Here is a 20,692-nt window from a genome sequence, read left to right on the forward strand (position 1 = left end):
ACCAGTGCGGCAAGCCCCGTGCTTGCAGCGCTGCGACATATTCGGTCATCGGTACGCAGCTTGCGCCTTGCGCATCGAACAACACTAGCAGCCGCACGGCAAAACGGGGGGTTTAAGCCCGGTTTTGCGGCACATCCGTACCAGAAATGACCAGCAACACCCCAGATGTTCACGACACATCCTCTGACAACCAGACGAGCAGAAATTCCCGTCTGCTGGCAGAATCGCCCTTTGTTTGTCTTCACAACGCTCGTCGAGCCAGGAATTCCCCATGCAAATGACCACCGCCCTCTTGATCGTCAACCCGTGCGACGACGAAGAAGACAACATGGCCATGCTCTGCTGCCACAGCGATCAGGGCGATATGTTCCTGATGACCCGCTACCCGGACGAGGACGCGCTGGACATCAGCCTCGGCGACGAGCCTTCGACACTGGACGGCGTAAAAGTCACCCTCAGCCCTACCCGCCTGCTGATCGAAATCGCCGCCGCTGACGCCGATGCGCTGAATGGTGATGATTCGCTGGAAATCATTCACAGCACTGATGCGGCGGATTTGGCTGAAGTGGAAGAAACGTTGCAGAACATTCTCAAGGGTACTGGCACCTATATCAGCGAGATATGATGGTGCCTTGACCGGCCTCATCGCGAGCAGGCTCACTCCTACATTGACGGTGTACGACGATCAATTGTAGGAGTGAGCCTGCTCGCGATGGGGCCGGCACAGCCACCCAATCACTCCCCTGCTACAAATCTCTAACAATTCCCCCGACCATTTCCCACACTTTGCACAAAATGCCGTTAGTCGCCGCCCCCCGCGATAGATTAAAGTAACGCCCCCAGCCCTGGCGTTATTCGAACGTCTTCGGTCACCCTTTCCAGGAACAGTCATCGATGGAACATCGTGAAGCGCTGCTAGCGCTGCGAACCTTTCTTTCAACGCAGATTCTCGGCCAGGAAAAACTCATCGAGCGCTTGCTCATTGCCTTGCTTGCCGACGGCCACATGCTGGTCGAGGGCGCTCCGGGCCTGGCCAAGACCAAGGCCATCAAAGAACTCGCCGAAGGCATCGAAGCACAGTTCCATCGCATCCAGTTCACCCCCGACCTGCTGCCCGCCGACATCACCGGCACGGAAATCTATCGCCCGGAAACCGGCAGTTTCGTATTCCAGCAAGGCCCGATCTTCCACAATCTGGTACTGGCGGACGAAATCAACCGCGCCCCGGCCAAGGTTCAGTCGGCCCTGCTCGAAGCCATGGGCGAACGCCAGGTCAGCGTCGGGCGCAGCACGTATGAGCTGTCGCCGCTGTTTTTGGTGATGGCCACGCAAAACCCGATCGAGCAGGAAGGCACCTATCCATTGCCCGAAGCGCAGCTCGACCGCTTCCTGATGCACGTGAAAATCGGCTTCCCGGACGCCGCCGTCGAACGACGGATTTTGCAACAGGCCCGTGGCGAAGCGCTGAACGGCGAAACCAAGCCCGAGCGCCGGGTCAGCCAGCAGGCGATTTTTGCCGCGCGCAAGGAAATCCTCGGTTTGTACATGGCCGACGCGGTGGAGGAATACCTGGTGCAACTGGTCATGGCCACGCGCACCCCGGCCAAATTCGACCCGGAGATGGCCGAGTGGATCGCCTATGGCGCCAGCCCGCGCGGTTCGATTGCCCTCGACCGTTGCGCCCGGGCCCACGCCTGGCTGGCAGGTCGCGACTTCGTCAGCCCGGAAGACATTCAAGCGGTACTGTTCGACGTACTGCGCCACCGCATCATTCTTTCCTTTGAAGCCGAAGCCGCGGGCATCGACCAGGACCGGGTGGTCCAGCGGATTCTCGACGTCGTAGCCGTCGCTTGACCCCGATGAACGCCCTCCTGCCGCCCGAGCCGGGCATCCGCGTCAGCCTCGCCGAGCTGATCGAGATGCGCCATCGCGTGCGTGAAGTGCAACTGTTTTCCACACCGAGCCAGCGCAGCCCGCTGATCGGCCTGCACCACTCCAAACTGCGCGGCCGCGGGGTGGACTTCGACCAGGTGCGGGTCTATCAGGCCGGCGATGACGTGCGAAGCATCGACTGGCGGGTGACCGCACGGACCCAGGAACCCCACACCAAGCTGTTCCATGAAGAGCGCGAGCGACCCATTTTCATCATGGTCGAGCAAAGTCGCCGGCTGTTTTTCGGCTCGGGGCTGATGTTCAAATCAGTGCTCGCCGCCCAGGCTGCGAGCCTGATCGGCTGGGCAGCACTGGGTCATAACGATCGAGTTGGCGGACTGGTGTTCGGCAACAACGAGCACTATGAAATCAAGCCACGACGCAGCAAACAGAGCCTGCTGCAATTGCTCAACCGTCTGGTGCGGGTCAATCAGTCGCTGCACACGGAAAACGAGCCGGACCGGGACGCCTTCAACATTGCCCTGCGCCGTGCCCGGGAAGTCCTGCGTCCCGGCAGCCTGGTGATCATAATCTGCGACGAACGCACCCTGACCGAGGGCGCCGAGCAACAGCTGAGCCTGTTATCGCGGCATTGCGATCTGTTGCTGCTGCCGGTGTCCGATCCGCTGGATCACGCCCTGCCCGCCGCCGGGCTTTTGCGCTTCGCCGAACGCGGTGCGCAACTGGAACTCGACACCCTGAATTTCGAGCTGCGCCAGACCTATCGCGCCCAGGCCGAAGCGCGCATCGCTCGCTGGGAATTGCTGGCGCAGAAGCTGCGGGTATTGCTGATGCCCCTGAGCACCCAGAGTGAGATGGTCGAGCAACTGCGCGAGTACCTGAACCCACAGAAACCGGGGAAAGGCCGATGAGCAGCCTCGATCAACTGCAACCACTGATCTCCCCGCCACCGATCGAATTCTGGCCACCGGCACCGGGCTGGTGGTTGTTGTTGCTGTTACTGCCGCTCATCGGCTTCGGTCTGTGGAAGGCAAGGCGCTTCCTTCCGAACAAGCATCCGATCGTGCGCGCCGAACAACCGCTGGACCCGGTGCGCCTCGCCGCGCTGGCCGAACTGGCGCGGATGCCTAAACCCTACGACGGCGCTCCGGCCGGTGCCTGGTTGCAGCAACTCAACGGTTTGCTCAAACGCCTGTGCCGCAACCACTACCCCTACAGCCAGAGCCATACCCTCAATGGGCGCAAATGGCTGGCATTCCTCGACAATCGTTGCCCGGCCGCCGGCCTGACCCGCTGGATGGTGCTGGTCGAAGGCGCCTACAAACCCGAGTGCAAACTCGACGACAAGGCCATCGCCGGCCTGACTCAAGCGGTCGACACCTGGATTCGTAAACATGTTTGAGTTCGCCTGGCCGTGGATCTTTGCCCTGCTGCCGCTGCCCTGGCTGATGCGCATCGTGCTGCCTGTCGCCGACAGTGGCGAGCCGGCGCTCAAAGTCAGCTTCCTCGGCGACCTCGAAGGCTTGGTCCGCCGCCGCGCCCGGGCCAACCTGCCGGCCTGGCGCCAACAGGCACCGTTCATTCTGCTGTGGCTGTTGTTGCTGATCGCCGCGGCGCGCCCGCAATGGCTCGGCGAACCGCTGCCCATCGCCGCCAGCGGTCGCGATCTGCTGGTAGCGGTCGACGTGTCCGGCTCGATGGATTACCCCGACATGCAATGGCAGGGCGAAGACGTCAGTCGACTCACACTGGTTCAGCACTTGCTCGGTGACTTCCTTGAAAGTCGCGACGGCGATCGCGTCGGCCTGATCCTGTTCGGCAGCCAGGCGTATCTGCAAGCACCGCTGACGTTCGACCGGCACACGGTGCGCGTGTGGCTGGACGAAGCGCGGATCGGCATCGCCGGCAAGAACACCGCCATCGGCGATGCCATTGGCCTGGCCCTCAAACGTCTGCGCCAACGCCCGGCACAAAGTCGCGTACTGGTTCTGGTCACTGACGGCGCCAACAACGGCGGCCAAATCGACCCGCTCACGGCTGCGCGGCTGGCAGCCAGCGAAGGCGTGAAAATCTACCCGATAGGTATCGGCGCCGATCCGGAGCAAAGCGGCACTGTGGGTTTCCTGGGGGTCAACCCGAGCCTCGACCTTGATGAACCTTCGTTGATGGCGATCGCCGAAGCCACGGGCGGACAGTATTTTCGCGCCCACGATGACAAGGAACTGCAAGCGATCAAGGACACCCTCGACCAACTGGAACCGGTGACCCAGCAACCGACTCAGGCCCGCCCGGCGCAGGCGTTGTACCACTGGCCTTTGGCGATAGCGCTGTTATTGAGCATGCTGTTGGTGGCGCGCGAGCGCTGGCCTGACAACCCGTTGCAGCGACTGTTTACCAAGGATCTGTTTTTGCAAACGCAACTGCCCGACTGGCGCCAGCGGCTTAACCGCCTGCGCCTGCGGAGGCGCCGATGAGTGCACTCTGGCCGTACTTGTTCCGCCCCTGGTGGTTGCTGTTGTTGCCATTGCTTGGCTGGTTGCTCTGGCAACTCTGGCATCGGCAGAAACGCGCCGGGCGCTGGCAGATGATTCTGCCACCGGCCTTCCATGCGGCATTGCTCAGTGGCGGCAACGGTCGCGACAGCAAATTGCCGTGGGTCATCCTTGGATGTGCCTGGGTGCTGGCCATTCTGGCGCTGCTCGGGCCGAGCTGGGAACGTGTCGAGCAACCCAGTCAGAAACCCGCCGACCCGCTGGTCGTGGTCCTTGAGCTGACCCCGGAAATGCTCGCCACCGACGTACCACCCAACCGGCTGGAACAGGCCCGGCGCAAGCTGTTCGACCTGCTGGAGAGCCGCAGCGACGCCCAGACCGCGATTGTCGTCTACGCCGGCAGCGCTCACACCCTGGTGCCGCTGTCGGATGACCTGTCGACCAGCCGTAATCTGCTGGATGCCCTCAAACCTTCGCTGATGCCCCAGGCGGGACATCGTGCCGATCTGGCGGTGACCAAGGCCCTTGCCCTACTGGCTCAGAGCGCCCTGGGTGACGGGCGGATCCTGCTGATCGGTTCGACCTTGACTGAACTGGAACGCCAGGGGATTCAGCAGGCGCTGGACGGCAAGTCGACACAGTTTCTGATGCTCGGTATCGGCACTGCCGAAGGCGCGCCGATCACCCAGGAGGACGGCAGTTTTCTGAAGGACGACCAGGGCGCGATTCTGGTGCCGCATCTGGACGAACCAAGCCTGAAAGCCTTTGCCAACGATCTGAACGGAAGCTATCGCCACGCGCGCCTGGACGATGCCGACCTGCGCGCACTCGGCTTGTTCGAGGAGCCACGCACGCTGCGCAACAACGGCCAGACCCTGCGCCTCGATACGTGGGCCGATCAGGGTTATTGGCTGTTGTTGCCGTTGTTGTTGCTGGCGGCGTGCGCCGGTCGTCGCGGCTGGCTGTTCTGCTTGCCACTGCTGTTTTTGCTGCCACAACCGAGTTATGCCTTCGACTTCAACGATTTGTGGCTGCGCCCCGATCAACAGGGCCTGATTTTGCTGAAGCAGGAGCGCCCGGCCGAGGCTGCGCAGCACTTCGAAGATCGCCAATGGCAAGGTGTCGCGCTCTACGAGGCCGGCGACTACAGCGGCGCCGCCCAGCGGTTCGCCGAAGGCAGCGACGCCCACGCCCACTACAATCGTGGCAACGCCCTGGCCAAAAGTGGTGAACTGGAAGCCGCGCTGGATGCCTACGAACAGGCGCTTGAGCGTCAACCGGATTTGCGCCCGGCCCTGACCAACAAGGCGCTGGTGGAAAGTCTGCTCAAGCAGAAAAACACTCCACCGCCCGTTGCTCCAGACAAAAACGCCGAAAACCAGACCGAGCCCCACACGCAAGAACCGCCGCCGGGCGCGGCCACGCAACCGTCGGACAGTGGTGAACCGAAAACCGACGGCCAACAAACCACGACGGACTCCGACCAACAGAGCAAAACGCCGTCGAAACCCGGCACCAATGAAGTCCCGGGCAGCGAGTTGGGGAATGAAGACAGCACCCGACCACCGATGCGTCCGGCCAGCGACAGCATCGATGGTGAACGGCGCCAGGCGCTGGAGCAATGGCTGCGCAAGATCCCGGATGATCCGGGTGAATTGCTCAGACGCAAATTCTGGTACGAACAGCAACAACATCAGGATCAGGGAAAAACTCGATGACCCGCTTCACCACTTTCTTGCTCGCTCTTCTGCTCTGGACTGTTCAGGCACAGGCAGCCGGGCTGGTCGCCAGTGTGGATCGCAGTCGCCTGAACAGCGGCGAAACGATTGAACTGACCCTGGAATCCAGCGACGTGACGCAGTTCGGCAAGCCTGATCTGTCACCGCTGGAGCCGCTGTTCGAAGTACGCGGCACCCGTCAGGTCAACCAGTTGACCACCCTGAACGGCGACAACCGTGCGACGACCCGCTGGATCATCACCCTGCTGCCTCGACAGAACGGCAGCGTGGTGATTCCGTCACTGCACCTGGGTGACGTGCAGAGCCAGCCGATTACCGTGCAAGTGGTCGAAACCGAAACCCAGGACAGCCCGGACAAACGGGCCCCGGTGTTCATCGACGCCAGCCTCGATCAAAACAGCGTGTACGTGCAAGCCCAGGCGATCCTGACCTTGCGCATCTACCATTCGGTGTCGCTGTACGACGACAGCAGCCTGCCCCCTTTGCAAATCCCCGATGTGCGCATCGAGCAACTGGGCGAGGCGCGCACCTACGAGAAGGACATCAATGGCCTGCGCCACGGCGTGATCGAGATGCGCTACGCGATCTACCCGCAACACAGCGGTGAGTTGGTCATTCCGCCGCAAATATTCAATGCTGCACTCGTGGACGCACAGCCTGCGAAGGACGCCGCCGCGCAGGCACCGAAATCCGGCAAATTGATGCGGGTCAGCTCCGCCGAGATTCTGCTGACGGTCAAGGCCAAACCCATCACCTACCCGGCCGACATTCCATGGCTGCCGGCCCGCAGCCTCAGCCTGAGCGAAAGCTGGAACCCGGAACCCGATCATGCGCAGGTGGGTGATTCGTTGACCCGCAGCCTGACGGTGAAGGCTGAAGGCCTGGCCAGTTCGCAGTTACCACCGCTGCCCGCCACCGACGTCAACAGCTTGCGGCGCTACCCGGATCAACCGGTGCTGGGCAACCAGAACAGCGAGCGCGGGCTGATCGGCAGTCGCGAGGACCGTGAAGCCCTGGTGCCGACGCGTAGCGGCGCAATCGAGTTGCCAGCGGTTGAAGTGATCTGGTGGAACACCTTCGAGGACCACCTCGACCACAGCAGTTTGCCGGCCCGAACCCTGCCAGTGGCGAACAATCCGAGCCTGATGGTCGACACCCCGGCCGGGACGCCTCAAGTCTTTTCCGCGGCCGACAACGAAGCCCTCTGGTGGTGGAAACTCAGCACCCTGGTCCTGGCCTGCACCACCCTGCTGGGCTTCGGTCTCTGGTGGCGCGCCCGCTGGCAACCGGCGATCCTGCGCGCGGCGCAGACCGGTCCGAGCCCGCGCACCGTGCTCGACGATCTCAAGCGTGCCTGCCAGGCCAACGACTCCCATGCTACCCGCCAGGCCCTCGACGCCTGGGCTCGGCAACAACCGGAAACCCTGGCCGATATGGCGGCGCGCTTTGTGCCGTTGTCCGACGCCCTCGACGGCTTGAACGGCGCGCTCTACAGCGAAACCGGCCAGCATTGGCAAGGTGAAGACTTGTGGCGGGCGATCAAGGCGATACCGATTGCCGAGCGGGTTCAGGACCCGGTGGGCGACAGTGGCCTGCCACCGCTGTACCCCAAATAAACACTGTCGCCACATTCCCTGTAGCAGCTGGCGAAGCCTGCGTCCGGCTGCGCAGCAGTCGTAAAATCAGCACACGCGGTGTATCAGACAAACCGTGTAAGCAGGATTTACGACTGCTGCGCAGCCGGACGCAGGCTTCGCCAGCTGCTACAGGTTGTGGTGTTGGCCACATCCAGCGTGTTTGCCAGTAAACTCCCTCCCCTTTAGCCGCCATCATTTTCCTCGCGGCCATTACCTTCTTTCCCACGGAGTTCACCTTGCGTCTGTTTCACACCTCCGACTGGCACCTTGGACAAAACCTGCACGGCCAGGAACGCGATTTCGAACATGCCTGCTTTCTCGAATGGCTGCTGCGTCAGCTGAAGCTGGACCAGCCAGAGGTGCTTCTGATCGCCGGCGATATCTTCGACACGGTCAACCCGCCGGTCAAAGCCCAGGAACGTCTCTACGATTTCATCGTCAGCGCCCATGAACAACAGCCGAAGCTGACCATCGTGATGATCGCCGGCAACCATGACTCCGGTTCGCGCATTGAACTGCCCGCGCCGCTGATGCGGCGTTTGCGCACGCATGCACTGGGCCGTGTGCTGTGGCTGGATGACGGTCAACTCGACGCCGAGCGCTTGTTGCTGCCATTGCCGGATGCCAAGGGCAAAACCGTCGCCTGGTGCCTGGCGCTGCCGTTCCTGCGACCCGCCGAAGTGACCGGCGCGCACCTGGGCGACAACTACCTGCGCGGCATCGGTCAGGTTCACGAATGGCTGATCGAAGCGGCCAATGCCAAGCGCAAGCCAGGTCAGGCGCTGATCGCCATCAGCCACGCGCACATGGCCGGCGGTTCGGTGTCGGAAGACTCCGAGCGCAGCCTGATCATCGGCAACGCCGAAGCGCTGCCCGCCAGCCTGTTCGGGCCGAGCATCAGTTACGTCGCCCTCGGTCACTTGCACAAGCCGCAGAAGGTCAATGGTGAAGAGCGTATCCGCTACAGCGGCTCGCCGATTCCGTTGTCGTTCTCCGAGATCGGCTATCAGCACCAGATTCTCGACATCCAACTGAAAGGCGAAACCCTGGTCAGCGTCGAACCCAAACTGATTCCCCGGGCGGTGAATCTGCAACGCATTGGTCCCGCGCCACTGGCGGACATCCTGCTGCAACTGGCCGACTTGCCGAACATCGACCTGCTGGCCGACATCCAGCGCCAGCCATGGCTGGAAGTTCGGGTGCGTCTCGATGAACCGCAACCCGACTTGCGTTATCAAGTGGAAACCGCCCTGCAGGGCAAAGCCGTGCGTCTGGTGCGGATCGCCGCTGAATATGCCGGCAATGGCAGCCGCGATGGCGTCGATGACGGCACGACCTTGATCGAACTCGACCAGCTCTCGCCTCAAGAACTGTTCAGCCGCGCCTGGCAGGACAACTACGGCAGTGAGGTCGACGAGCAAACCCTCAAGGACTTCGCCGAGTTGTTGCAAGACGTGCAGATGGAGAGCGAACAACCATGAAGATCCTCGCGATCCGCCTGAAAAACCTCGCCTCACTGGCCGGGCCTTTTGAAATCGACTTTACCGCTGAGCCGTTGGCCAGCGCCGGTCTGTTCGCGATCACCGGGCCGACCGGCGCCGGTAAAAGCACCTTGCTCGACGCTTTGTGCCTGGCGCTGTTCGGTGCTGTGCCTCGGCTGAGCAATGCCCAGGTGTCTGCCAAAGCGCCAGACGCCGACGGCGAGATCAGTACTGGCGACCCCCGCACGCTGCTGCGTCGCGGCACGGGTGAAGGTTATGCCGAAGTAGATTTCGTTGGCATCGATGGCCGTCGCTACCGCGCTCGCTGGGAGGCTAATCGCGCTCGCGAGAAGGCCGGCGGCAAGCTGCAAGCCAGCCGTCAGAGTTTGCGCGACATCGATCTGGATCAACTGCTGGCCAGTCAGAAAGTTGAATTCAAAACCCAGCTCGAATCCGTACTGGGCTTGAACTTTGAGCAATTCACTCGCGCGGTGCTGCTGGCCCAGAGCGAATTCAGTGCGTTCCTCAAGGCTAACGACAACGAACGTAGCGAACTGCTGGAAAAACTCACCGACACCGCGCTCTATACGCGCCTCGGACGCCGGGCGTTCGACAAAACCAAAGAGGCTCGCGAAACCCACAAGCTGCTGCAGGATCAGGCCACCGGTGTGACGCCGTTGTCGCCAGAAGCTCGGGCAGAACTCGATGAACGCTTCAGCGAGGCTCAGCAACAACTCAAGACCCAGCAAGCGCAACTCAAGCAATTGGAACTGCAACACACTTGGCTCAAGGACCTGCGTCAATTGCAGGACGAGCAACAGAGCGCCACCGAGCAACTGCAATCGGCCCAGCAGCACTGGGAAGGTCTGGCCGGCGAACGTTTGAAGCTGACTCGCCTGGAGCAACTGGCCCCGCAACGGCACCAGTTCGCCCGCAAGACCGAACTCACTGCCCGGCTCACACCCCTGGCCGCGCAGATTCAGCAGCACATCCAACAGCAAACCGAACTGAATGAACGCCAGGCGCAACTCGAACACAGCCTGAGCGCTGCGCAGACCGCACTGGTCGAAGCCCAAAGCCAACACACCACCAGCGCACCACTGCTGCGTCAGGCGTTTGAAGAGCAAAGCACCCTCGCTCGCCTGGTCAAGGATGCCGGCCTCAGTGCCAATCTCAAGCAGCAGGCGGAACTGGCCTGCACTCAGGGTCAAAACACGATCCAAGGCTTGCTAGACCAACAGAAACAGGTCGCCGAACGTTTGCAGCGGATTGCCGGGGAGCTTGACCAAAGCACCCCTCTGGCGCCCTTGAGCGATGCCTGGAACGCCTACCGTGATCGCCTGCAACAGCTGATGCTGATCGGCAATCGCCTGAACAAGGGCCAGGCTGAACTGGCCGCCCTGGAACAGAGCGCCGCTCGCGCTGCCGAGGATCTGTCCACTCAGCGCCAGAGCCTTGAAGTGCTGTACAAGGAGGCCGGCGCCGAACCTGAAGCGGTGGCCGAGCAGGTTCAGATTCTCGGTAGTCTGTTGCAGGATAACCGCAAGCAACAGCGGGACTTTGAAGAGCTGACGCGCCTGTGGGCCAGTCAGCAGGAACTGGACAAGCACGCGTCCGAGCTCCAGCAACGTCAGCTGATCGCTCAGCAAGCGCGTGAGCGTCTGACCCAGGACGGTGTGAAAGCCAAGAGCGAATTGGTCGTTGCCGAACAGACCCTGACCGTCACCCGCGAATTGCTGGAGCGCCAGCGCCTGGCCCGCAGCGCCAGTGTCGAAGAACTGCGCGAGCAGTTGCAGGACGATCAACCGTGCCCGGTCTGTGGCAGCCCCGACCATCCCTATCATCAGCCCGAAGCCCTGCTGCAAAGCCTTGGCCGGCATGATGAAAGCGAACAGGCCAACGCCCAGAAAGCCGTCGACCTGTTGAAAGAAACGCTCACTGACTTGCGCGCTGAAGTGGGCGGTGTGATTGCGCAGCAAAAGGAGTTGCTGCAACAGCAAGAACACCTCGCGACCCAGCAGCAGAGCCTGACGCCCAGCCTTGAGACACATCCGTTGTCTGCGCAGCTGTTCACGCAGGATGCGCTCAAACGTGATGCCTGGCTGGTGCAGCAAAACAACCAGTTGAAACAAAGCATCACTCAGGACGAACAACGGCAGACCGCCCTGCTCACCCTGCAACAGGACGCCGCGCGCCTTCACCAGCAACTGCGTAGCGCTGAAGCGGCGAGCCAGCAAGCTGCCCAGCACCTGGCCAACCAGCAACGGGAGTTGAGCAGTGATCGCCAGCGTCTGGACGAGGAGTTGACAGCGTTCAGCACCCTGCTCCCGGCCGATACGCTGCAAGCGCTGCGCAACGAACCGGCCGCGACCTTCATGCAATTGGACCAGCAGATCAGCCAGCGCCTGGAACAACTCGATCAGCAACGCGATGAACTCAGCGAACAGCAACAGCGGCAGCAGACGCTGGAAAAAGAACAGGACCGCCAACTCACTCGCCTCCAGCAGTTGGAAACGGCCCGCCAGCAGTTCACCGCCCTCGCCGACCAGCAACAGGCCTGCCAGCAAAAACTCACGCAATTGCTCGGCGAACACACCAGCGCCGAACAGTGGCAACAGCAACTGGATCAAGCCGTCGAACAGGCGCGCAACGCTGAGGCGACGGCCAATCAGGAACTGCAAAGCGTGCGTACGCGGCTAGTGCAGCTGGGCGCCGAACTCAAGGCCCAGCAGGAACGCTCGCAGGCACTGGAAACCGAAGATCGCGAGCTGAGCGGCAAGATTGCCAACTGGCGCGCCTTGCATCCGGAACTGGATGACGGCGGTCTGGAAGATCTGCTGAGTGTCGACGACCAGCAGGTCAGCGAACTGCGTCAGCAATTGCAGCAAAGCGAAAAAGCCATCGAACAGACCAAGGTTCTGTTGCAGGAGCGCGATCAGCGTCTACTCAATCATCTAGCACAGCACAACGGCAATCTCGACGCCGAACAGCTGGCGACGGCGCTTGCCGAGTTGCAAAACCTGTTCACCGCCAGCGAACACCGTTGCGCCGAACTGCGCGCCGAACAGGCCGAGGATCAGCGCCGGCAAAACGCCAATCAGGCCCTCGCACAGCAGATCGCCGACGCCTACACCGAATACCAGCGCTGGGCACGTTTGAATGCACTGATCGGTTCGGCCACGGGCGACACCTTCCGCAAGATCGCCCAGGCCTACAACCTCGACCTGCTGGTGCATCACGCCAACGTTCAGTTGCGGCAACTGGTGCGGCGCTATCGCCTCAAACGGGGCGGCAGCATGCTCGGGTTGTTGGTGATGGACACCGAGATGGGTGATGAACTGCGTTCGGTGCATTCGTTGTCCGGCGGCGAGACGTTCCTGGTGTCGCTGGCCCTGGCGCTCGGTCTGGCGTCCATGGCATCGAGCACGCTGAAAATCGAATCGTTGTTCATCGATGAAGGCTTCGGCAGCCTTGACCCGGAATCCCTGCAACTGGCCATGGATGCTCTCGACGGCTTGCAGGCGCAAGGACGTAAAGTCGCGGTGATTTCACACGTGCAGGAAATGCATGAACGGATTCCGGTGCAGATTCAGGTCCGCCGTCAGGGCAATGGCCTGAGTACGCTGGAGGTGAAATGAATACGCTGTATTCCTTCCGCCGCTGCCCCTATGCGATGCGGGCGCGCATGGCCCTGCGCTACTCCGGCGTTGCGGTGAACATTGTCGAGGTCAGCCTGAAGGCCAAACCTGCCGAAATGCTGGCGCTGTCGAGCAAAGGCACGGTGCCGGTGCTGAGCGTCGATGGTCAGGTGATCGATGAAAGCCTGGCGATCATGCACTGGGCCCTGGCGCAGAGCGATCCGCAGGATTGGTTGCTCAAGGATGATCCTGTCGGGCAGCAACTTATCGCTGGGCTGATCGAAGAAAACGATCAGGTGTTCAAGGTGCACCTGAATCGCTACAAGTACGCCGAGCGATACCCCGAGCAGCCGATGGCGTTTTATCGCGCCGAGGGCGAGGTGTTTTTGCGCAGGCTTGATGAATTGCTGGAGGGACGCGACTACTTGCTGGACAAGCATCCGAGCCTGGCGGATGTGGCACTGATGCCGTTCGTGCGGCAGTTCGCCCATGTGGATCGCGAGTGGTTCGGGCAGACGCCCTATCACCGTTTGCAGGCCTGGTTGCAGCGGCTTCTGGAGTCGGATTTGTTTGTCGGCGTAATGCAGAAGGAGCCGCACCGCCCCCTGTAGCTGCTGGCGAAGCCTGCGTTCGGCTGCGAAGCAGTCGCAAATCCGTTATGTCAGATTTATCTGGAAGACCGAGTGCTCTGGTTTCACGACTGCTTCGCAGCCGAACGCAGGCTTCGCCAGCTGCTACAAGTGCGCGTCCAGGCAACTCAGGCCAACACTTCACACATCTGCAACGCCGAGCAATCTACGTGGAACGGCCCGAAGAAATCGTCCTGACGTTCGATCGGCGGATTGCCGGCCAGTAACCCCAGGGCCTTGGCGGTTTCAATGTTACGAGCAAGGTTGTGATTGGCTTCGATAGTCCGTGCCACCGACCCCGCCGAGCCCTGTCCGATCCCCAACAAGGAAGATCCATTGGTCATGAACGCCAGGAAGGCGATGACCCAAAGTCTGTGCCCTTTCATTCCCCGGCGACTCCCGCGAGTTCAGCTTGATCGACCATCGCGATTTGCGAACGGTGTTCAAACTGGATGCCGGGATGAGCGACTTGAATCGGCGCTTCAAGGGGTTGACGCGATTGTGGCGAGAGGCTGACAACCAGCACCAGGACCACGTAAAGAGCGATAGCCAGGTAGGCGCCGTGTTTGGCAGAAGTGATGATTGCGCTGGCCATGATGTTCTCCGCAGGCATGTTTCGATGCCCACAGAATCGATCAAAAAAGCGGTGATAACCACTCAGGGTTATCCATAGTAACCATCAGCTTCGTTAATCATTAAGCCAAACTATCTCAGTCTTCAATAAAACTCATCAAGCGCTCGCGGGCCGCATCGGGCTCGTCTGGAACGGGCTGGGCAGCCGAAAGAATGGGGGTGGAATAGAGAAACAGAAGAACCACGGCCAGACGCATTGCCATGCTGTCGATCCTTATCAGGAGAAGGAGTCAAAAAATCAGCGTCAAATTTAAACTTGTGGCCATGTGATATCAAGCACTACATTGATAGCAATATGATGCTGTCGTAAACGCGTTATGCAGGAGCGACATCACTCATGTTTTTCGAAGCTTTTCAGCTCGATCGGCACAAGTGACTTCGCTCCTGCATAAAGGGTGCAGGGGTCAAATTTCAGGCTTGGGTCTTGTGATCCAGAGCCGCGTAAAAGTTGGCGCTCTGTTGCAGGTATTTCTGGGTGTAGCTTTGGGTGTGGGATTTTTTGTCGCTGATTTCAACGTGGGCGCTGGCTGGCAAAGCAACGGTGGCAGAGATAGCGGAAGCGGCGATTACAGAGAAGAGATTGAAGTTCATGGCGGTGTTCCTCGGATTCAGTTGGCTTGCTTGCCCGGTGGGGCCGTGAAGCAAACTTAACCGTCGAGGTTGGCGCCTTGAAATCTTTTGTAGCATTAGCAGATATCAGCGTCATTAATAGAAGGATGCAGGCCCCATCAACCGGGGCCTGCGGCCTATTGACGCACCATGAACTTGAGATCGCTCGGGGCATCCATCGGCAGTTTTTGCACGGTTTTACCCAGCAGGCCTGTCTTTGAATCGCGCTCGACGACGACAATCTGGTTACTTTTCTGGTTGGCGATCAGCAAGAACTTGCCACTCGGATCGAGGCTGAACTCACGCGGGTGATCACCTTCAACAGAACGACGCTGCAGTTCCTTGAGGTGCCCGGTCGCAGGATCGATGGCGAACACCAGCAGCTGATTGGCGGTGCCACGGTTGCTGACGTAGAGAAACTTGCCATCGTGCGACGCGTGAAGCGCAGCGGCGGCCTTGTCCGAAGCGGGCTGCCCCGTCGCCAACTCGACCATTTGCGTTTGCTTGAGTTGGCCGTCCTTGTAATCGAACACCGCAACCTGCGCACTCATTTCCATGGTCAGCCACGCGTGCTTGCCATCGGCGCTGAACAGCAGATGACGCGGCCCGCTACCGGGTGGCAACTGGACGGACGCGGGTGTCGCGGCGGTCAAGGGCAGTTCCGGGTTGGCCTTGGGGTCGAAGCGGTAGGCAAAGATCTTGTCGGCGCCCAGGTCATTGGAGAACACATACTTGCCGTCCGGCGACGAAACCGTTGAATGCACGTGCGCCGACATCTGCCGCTCGGGATTGACCCGGCTCGATGGATGGCTGCTCATCTGCACCACGGATTTCAGCTTGCCGTCGGCGTCCACCGGCAATACCGCCAGCGTGCCGCCCGGATCTTCAGCCACCGAATAGTTGCTGACAAACAGGTGACTGGCTTCAATGCTGAGGCCCGAATGAGTCGGCTCATTGCCCAGGCTCTGCACCTGATTGATCAGGCTCAGCGCATGGGTTTTCGGATCGATCGCATAACTGCTGACGCGCCCTACCGGATCGGTCTGTCCCGGGCCGTTTTCGTTGACCACGAACAGGTGACGCTGGTCGTTGGACAGGGTCAGCCAGGACGGGTTTTCACTCTTGACCACTTGCAGCGGCTTGGCATCAATCTGCCCGGTGGTGGCGTCGAAGTTCAGGCGATAAATCCCCTGGCTCTGACCGGCGGTGTAGGAGCCGACCAGCAACTGATAGTCGTCGGCCAATGCAGCCTGAAAGCCTATCGCGCCGAGGCTGCCGGCCATCAACAGTGGCCAGAGCTTACGCATCCTCATTCGCTTCTTCCTCGTCGTCATCACCGCGGAACGCGGTCATGCACACCAACCGGTGCTCGCCGGAACTGCCGGTGATCAGCCAGCTTTGCAGGTCTGGATCGAAGGTCGCAGCCTCGACCTCGGCCGGGGTGAACTCCCAGTGCTTGGACACACGACCGTCCAAGCATTCGATGTGCAGGTTATCGTCTTCATCGAGGGAGAATTCGAAGGCGTGCAGCCCATCGATTTCCACCATATCGCAGTGTTCGAGGGTGGCGAGCAAGGTGTCGGTTGCGGAAGTCATGGCAGTCAATCTTTGAATGGGAAAGACGCAATGATAGCTCATTGCGCCTCAGTCCAATGTGGGAGCGAGCTTGCTCGCGATGGCGGTGTGTCATTCAACATTGATGTGATTGACAGGGACTCATCGTCGGAACGCCGCCCGGAGCAAGCTCGCTCCCACAGGGGATTGTGCTCGCCGTTAGAGGGCTTCGCGCGAAGGTTGGCCATCGACCAATCGCTGGATTCGCAGTGGATTGCCATTCTTCAAGGCATCCGGCAGCAGGCTGTCGGGGTAGTTCTGGAAGCACACCGGGCGCAGGAAACGGTCGATGGCCAAGGTGCCCACCGACGTGCCGCGAGCATCGGATGTTGCCGGATACGGCCCGCCATGGACCATCGAATCGCAGACTTCCACCCCAGTCGGATAACCATTGAGCAGGATCCGCCCGACCTTCTGTTCCAGCAACGGCGTCAGCTCAGCGAACTGCTCGAAGTCTGCCGTCTCGCCAATGATCGTCGCCGTCAGTTGCCCGTGCAGGCCATTCAATGCGGCGCTGAGTTGCGCCTGATCGGCGACTTCGACAAACACCGTGGTCGGGCCGAACACTTCTTCCTGCAGCACTTCATCGCCCTTGAGCAACAGGCTGGCATCGGCCTTGAACAGCTGCGGTTGTGCCTGATTGCCTTGTTGCGGACTGCCGGCAAGATGCTCGATACCGGGATGAGCGAGGAGTTTTTGCAGACCTTGACCATAACTGCTCAAGGTCCCGGCATTGAGCATGGTTTGCGCCGGCTGATCGCCGATCAGGCCCGCCACCTGTTGCACAAACGCACTGAATTGCGGCGAACGAATACCGATCACCAAACCGGGATTGGTGCAGAACTGGCCGCAGCCCTGGACCACCGAAGCGGTCAGGTCGCGGGCGACCGATTCGGCGCGAACTTGCAGTGCCTGCGGCAACACGATCACCGGGTTGATGCTCGACATCTCGGCGAACACCGGGATCGGTTGTGGACGCGCGGCCGCCATGTCGCACAACGCACGTCCGCCTTTCAACGAACCGGTAAAGCCAACCGCCTGAATCGCCGGATGCTTGACCAACGCTTCGCCGACCCCACCGCCGTAGATCATGTTGAACACGCCGGCCGGCATGCCGGTTTTTTCTGCGGCGCGGATGATCGCGTCGGCCACTCGTTCGGCGGTGGCCATGTGACCGCTGTGAGCCTTGAACACCACCGGGCAACCGGCGGCCAACGCCGACGCGGTGTCGCCGCCCGCCGTGGAGAACGCCAACGGAAAGTTGCTCGCACCAAACACCGCGACTGGCCCATGGCCGATGCGGTACTGACGCAAGTCCGGGCGCGGCAACGGTTGGCGCTCCGGCAATGCCCGATCGATCCGCGCGCCATAGAAATCACCGCGACGCAGCACCTTGGCGAACAAACGCATCTGGCCGCTGGTGCGACCGCGCTCGCCTTGAATCCGTGCAGCAGGCAGAGCGGTTTCGCGGCAGACCAGCGCAACAAAGTCATCGCCCAGCGCGTCCAGTTCATCGGCAATCGCATCGAGAAACTGCGCCCGACGTTCGGCACTCAGGCTGCGATAGGCCGGGTAGGCGGCAGCGGCAGCCTTGGCGGCGGCATCGACCTCTTCCGGGGTCGCCTGGAAGAAATCGTACGGCAATGCTTCGCCCGTGCTGGCGTCGACGCTCTGTAGTTTGAGCGGGCCGGCCGCACTGCGCTGGCCGCCGATGTAGTTGTGACCAAGAATCTGGGTCATGCGTATCTCCTTAAAGGGTGCCAACGGTGCCGGGCTCGAACACTGCTTCAACCGGTGCAATCCCGTTGATCAACGGTGCACCGAACTCGGCCTGACTGATCTCGAACACATCACCCGGCTGGGTGCGAATGCCGTCGGCAAAGGACAGGGTCGCGGTGCCGAAGAAGTGAATGTGCACATCGCCCGGACGGAGGAACTGGCTGTACTTGAAATGGTGGTACTCGAGGTTTTCCAGGCTGTGGCACATGTTGGCCTCGCCACTGAGAAACTCGCTCTGCCACAGCACTTCACCGTTACGCAGGATGCGGCTGGTGCCTGCCAGATGCTCTGGCAATTCGCCGACTCGAAGTTCTGGGCCATAACTGCAACTGCGCAATTTGGAGTGCGCCAGGTACAGGTAATTCTTGCGTTCCATCACATGGTCAGAGAACTCGTTGCCCACGGCGAAACCAAGTCGATACGGTTTGCCGTCGTGGCCGATGACGTAGAGACCGCTGAGCTCAGGTTCTTCACCGGCGTCTTCAGCAAACGGTGGCAGCGGGAACGGTTGGCCCGGACGCACGACGATGCTGCCATCGCCCTTGTAGAACCATTCCGGTTGTACACCGGCCTGCCCCGCCACCGGTTTACCGCCCTCCACGCCCCATTTGAAAATGCGCATGGTGTCGGTCATCGCGGCTTCGTCGCCGACTTGCTGATGCATCTTGTCCCGGGCCGACGCACTGCCCAAATGGGTCAGGCCCGTGCCACTGACCAGCATGTGCGCGGGATCCGGGTGATCCAGCGGTGGCAGGATGCGCAGTTTGGCCAACAGCTCTGCATAGTCATGGCTGATGCCCAGGCCCAGGGTTTTCACCTGCTGCTCAAGATTGACGCCCGCCTCGATCGCGGCCAACGCCAGGTCGCGAACCGTGCGCGCGTCTTGTACTTCGCGCACCAGACTGTCTTCGACCACGCCCACCCGGCGCTCGCCGTTACTCAATTCGAACTGAACTAAACGCATGATTTTCTCCTTTGTTATTCAGAACACCGCAGATCCCTGTAGGAGTGAGCCTGCTCGCGATAGCGGTCTAACCTTCAACATCTATGTCGAATGACACTCCGTCATCGCGAGCAGGCTCACTCCTACAGGGGGCGGTGTCAGTCATTCAGGTGCGGGTTGCGCCACGGGCGCTGGCAGCGAACTGGTCGGCCGGCAGTACGTGCTTGCGTTCCAGCAGGCGATAGACCACACCGGTCAACACCAGCCCGAACACCATCACGCCGGACAAGAAGTACAGACCCGAAGCCAGGTTGCCGGTGTATTCCTTGAGCGCGCCGATCACGAACGGACCGATGTAGCCGCCGAGGTTGCCTACCGAATTGATCAAGGCGATTCCGGCCGCGGCACTGGCGCCGGCAAAGAAGCGGCCCGGCAAGGTCCAGAACACCGCGGTGCAGGAAAACAGCGCGAAGGCCACCAGGCACAACGCCGCCAGTTGCAGCACCGGCACGGTCAGCCAGGCGCTGAGGAACAGGCCGATGGCACCCAACACGTAAAGCACCGCCAAGTGGCCGTAGCGATCATTCAAACGGTCGGAACTGCGCGGAATGATCAGCAACCCGATGATCCCGAAGATGTACGGCACCGACGACACGAAACCGGTCACCAGATCCGTGCCACCGAACTGTTTGATCAGGGTCGGCAACCACAAGCCCAGGCCGTAGATGCTCAGGGTCACCGGCAGATAGAACAGCGCCAGCAGCAACACACGTTTGTCCTTGAGGGCGTGCAACGGATTGCCGTGGCGGGTCTGGCCGTATTCCTCAAGATCCTTTTTCAGTTCGCCGGTCAGCCAGTCCTTTTCGGCCTGGTCCATCCACTTCACCTGTTTCGGACCGTCCGGCAGCCAGCGCAGCACTGGCCAGGTCAACAGGATCGCCGGGGTGCCGATGACGATGAACAGCCACTGCCAGCCATGCAGGCCAAGAATGCCGTCCATGCCGAGCAGACCGCCGGACACCGGGCCGGTGATCAACATGGCGATGGGTTGGGAAAGGATGAACAACCCGAGGATCTTGCCGCGATGGCGCACCGGAAACCACTGGGTGATGTAGTAGAGAACGCCCGGAAAGAAACCGGCTTCCGCCGCGCCGAGCAGAAAGCGCATCACATAGAAACTGTGCGGCCCCTGAACGAAGGCCATGCCGATGGTGATGGCGCCCCAGGTGACCATGATCCGCGCGAACCAGCGCCGTGCGCCAAAGCGTTCGAGCATCAGGTTGCTGGGGATTTCCAGCAGGAAATAGCCAATGAAAAACAGCCCGGCACCCAGCCCGTAAGCCGCATCACCGATGCCAAGGTCGGCGCCCATGTGCAATTTGGCGAAGCCTACGGCGGAGCGATCCACATAGGCGATCAGGTACAGCAGGATCAGGAAGGGAATCAGTTTCAGCGTGATGCGACGAATAAGCCGCAGTTCCTGGCTCATGAGATAGGTCTCCGATTGTTGTTTTTATAGAACCTCGGGGGACGCCTCTCGCGGAAAACCGCCAGGGCCATCCCTCCGTTGAAACGGACTATATAGTAATACTATTTAAGCAACAA

At 60.9% G+C, this 20,692-nt stretch carries 19 protein-coding genes; 10 read left to right on the forward strand and 9 right to left on the reverse strand.

The genetic code is table 11. The annotated features are described in order from the left end of the window. The first annotated feature begins 271 nt into the window (after positions 1-271). The 10 genes from VD17_RS09510 to VD17_RS09555 all read left to right on the forward strand — a co-directional run bounded on the left by VD17_RS09510 (position 272) and on the right by VD17_RS09555 (position 13,491). Complete coding sequence (locus tag VD17_RS09510) at positions 272-625, forward strand: hypothetical protein (protein ID WP_046053620.1); 354 nt, start codon at positions 272-274, stop codon at positions 623-625. Positions 626-894: 269 nt separating this feature from the next. Continuing rightward, on the forward strand, positions 895-1,854 hold the full coding sequence (locus tag VD17_RS09515) for an AAA family ATPase (RefSeq protein ID WP_008150800.1): 960 nt from the start codon (positions 895-897) through the stop codon (positions 1,852-1,854). A gap of 5 nt (positions 1,855-1,859) precedes the next feature. Beyond that, positions 1,860-2,804: a DUF58 domain-containing protein gene (locus tag VD17_RS09520; protein WP_046053621.1), complete on the forward strand. Its 945-nt coding sequence runs from the start codon at positions 1,860-1,862 to the stop codon at positions 2,802-2,804. Beyond that, on the forward strand, positions 2,801-3,295 hold the full coding sequence (locus VD17_RS09525) for a DUF4381 domain-containing protein (RefSeq protein WP_046053622.1): 495 nt from the start codon (positions 2,801-2,803) through the stop codon (positions 3,293-3,295). The genes VD17_RS09520 and VD17_RS09525 overlap by 4 nt, the downstream gene beginning before the upstream one ends. Next, positions 3,288-4,367 carry a vWA domain-containing protein gene (locus VD17_RS09530; RefSeq protein WP_046053623.1) on the forward strand — a complete coding sequence of 360 codons (1,080 nt, stop codon included), beginning with the start codon at positions 3,288-3,290 and terminating at the stop codon, positions 4,365-4,367. Before VD17_RS09525 ends, VD17_RS09530 begins: the two co-directional genes overlap by 8 nt. Next, on the forward strand, positions 4,364-6,103 hold the full coding sequence (locus VD17_RS09535; protein WP_046053624.1) for a tetratricopeptide repeat protein: 1,740 nt from the start codon (positions 4,364-4,366) through the stop codon (positions 6,101-6,103). The genes VD17_RS09530 and VD17_RS09535 overlap by 4 nt, the downstream gene beginning before the upstream one ends. After that, a complete protein-coding gene (locus VD17_RS09540; protein ID WP_046053625.1) occupies positions 6,100-7,740 on the forward strand; it encodes a BatD family protein in 1,641 nt (546 codons plus the stop codon). Before VD17_RS09535 ends, VD17_RS09540 begins: the two co-directional genes overlap by 4 nt. A 257-nt stretch (positions 7,741-7,997) precedes the next feature. Beyond that, on the forward strand, positions 7,998-9,242 hold the full coding sequence (locus VD17_RS09545) for an exonuclease SbcCD subunit D C-terminal domain-containing protein (RefSeq protein ID WP_046053626.1): 1,245 nt from the start codon (positions 7,998-8,000) through the stop codon (positions 9,240-9,242). After that, positions 9,239-12,880 carry an AAA family ATPase gene (locus VD17_RS09550; RefSeq protein ID WP_046053627.1) on the forward strand — a complete coding sequence of 1,214 codons (3,642 nt, stop codon included), beginning with the start codon at positions 9,239-9,241 and terminating at the stop codon, positions 12,878-12,880. The genes VD17_RS09545 and VD17_RS09550 overlap by 4 nt, the downstream gene beginning before the upstream one ends. Then, complete coding sequence (locus VD17_RS09555; protein ID WP_046053628.1) at positions 12,877-13,491, forward strand: glutathione S-transferase; 615 nt, start codon at positions 12,877-12,879, stop codon at positions 13,489-13,491. Before VD17_RS09550 ends, VD17_RS09555 begins: the two co-directional genes overlap by 4 nt. Positions 13,492-13,637: 146 nt before the next feature. Here VD17_RS09555 and VD17_RS09560 read toward each other — a convergent pair whose 3' ends face one another. The 9 genes from VD17_RS09560 to VD17_RS09595 all read right to left on the reverse strand — a co-directional run bounded on the left by VD17_RS09560 (position 13,638) and on the right by VD17_RS09595 (position 20,576). Continuing rightward, positions 13,638-13,895 (reverse strand): hypothetical protein, encoded by a 258-nt coding sequence (locus VD17_RS09560; protein WP_046053629.1) that lies wholly within the window; start codon positions 13,893-13,895, stop codon positions 13,638-13,640. Then, positions 13,892-14,104: a hypothetical protein gene (locus VD17_RS09565; protein WP_046053630.1), complete on the reverse strand. Its 213-nt coding sequence runs from the start codon at positions 14,102-14,104 to the stop codon at positions 13,892-13,894. Before VD17_RS09565 ends, VD17_RS09560 begins: the two co-directional genes overlap by 4 nt. A gap of 115 nt (positions 14,105-14,219) precedes the next feature. Beyond that, positions 14,220-14,345, reverse strand: coding sequence for a hypothetical protein (locus VD17_RS32570; RefSeq protein WP_255141673.1), 126 nt, complete (start codon positions 14,343-14,345; stop codon positions 14,220-14,222). Between the two features lie 208 nt (positions 14,346-14,553). Continuing rightward, positions 14,554-14,733: a hypothetical protein gene (locus VD17_RS09570; protein ID WP_046053631.1), complete on the reverse strand. Its 180-nt coding sequence runs from the start codon at positions 14,731-14,733 to the stop codon at positions 14,554-14,556. A 155-nt stretch (positions 14,734-14,888) separates the two neighbouring features. Next, complete coding sequence (locus VD17_RS09575) at positions 14,889-16,058, reverse strand: lactonase family protein (protein WP_046053632.1); 1,170 nt, start codon at positions 16,056-16,058, stop codon at positions 14,889-14,891. Beyond that, positions 16,051-16,347: a DUF5629 family protein gene (locus tag VD17_RS09580; RefSeq protein WP_046053633.1), complete on the reverse strand. Its 297-nt coding sequence runs from the start codon at positions 16,345-16,347 to the stop codon at positions 16,051-16,053. Before VD17_RS09580 ends, VD17_RS09575 begins: the two co-directional genes overlap by 8 nt. A gap of 177 nt (positions 16,348-16,524) precedes the next feature. Further along, positions 16,525-18,105, reverse strand: a complete 1,581-nt coding sequence (locus VD17_RS09585; RefSeq protein WP_046053634.1) for an aldehyde dehydrogenase (NADP(+)) — start codon at positions 18,103-18,105, stop codon at positions 16,525-16,527. A 10-nt stretch (positions 18,106-18,115) separates the two neighbouring features. Beyond that, positions 18,116-19,108: an AraD1 family protein gene (gene araD1, locus VD17_RS09590; RefSeq protein ID WP_046053635.1), complete on the reverse strand. Its 993-nt coding sequence runs from the start codon at positions 19,106-19,108 to the stop codon at positions 18,116-18,118. 145 nt (positions 19,109-19,253) lie between these two features. Beyond that, complete coding sequence (locus tag VD17_RS09595) at positions 19,254-20,576, reverse strand: MFS transporter (RefSeq protein ID WP_008157041.1); 1,323 nt, start codon at positions 20,574-20,576, stop codon at positions 19,254-19,256. Between the last annotated feature and the right edge of the window lie 116 nt (positions 20,577-20,692).

The organism is Pseudomonas fluorescens, from assembly GCF_000968015.1.
In the GTDB taxonomy this organism is placed as follows: domain Bacteria; phylum Pseudomonadota; class Gammaproteobacteria; order Pseudomonadales; family Pseudomonadaceae; genus Aquipseudomonas; species Aquipseudomonas fluorescens_W.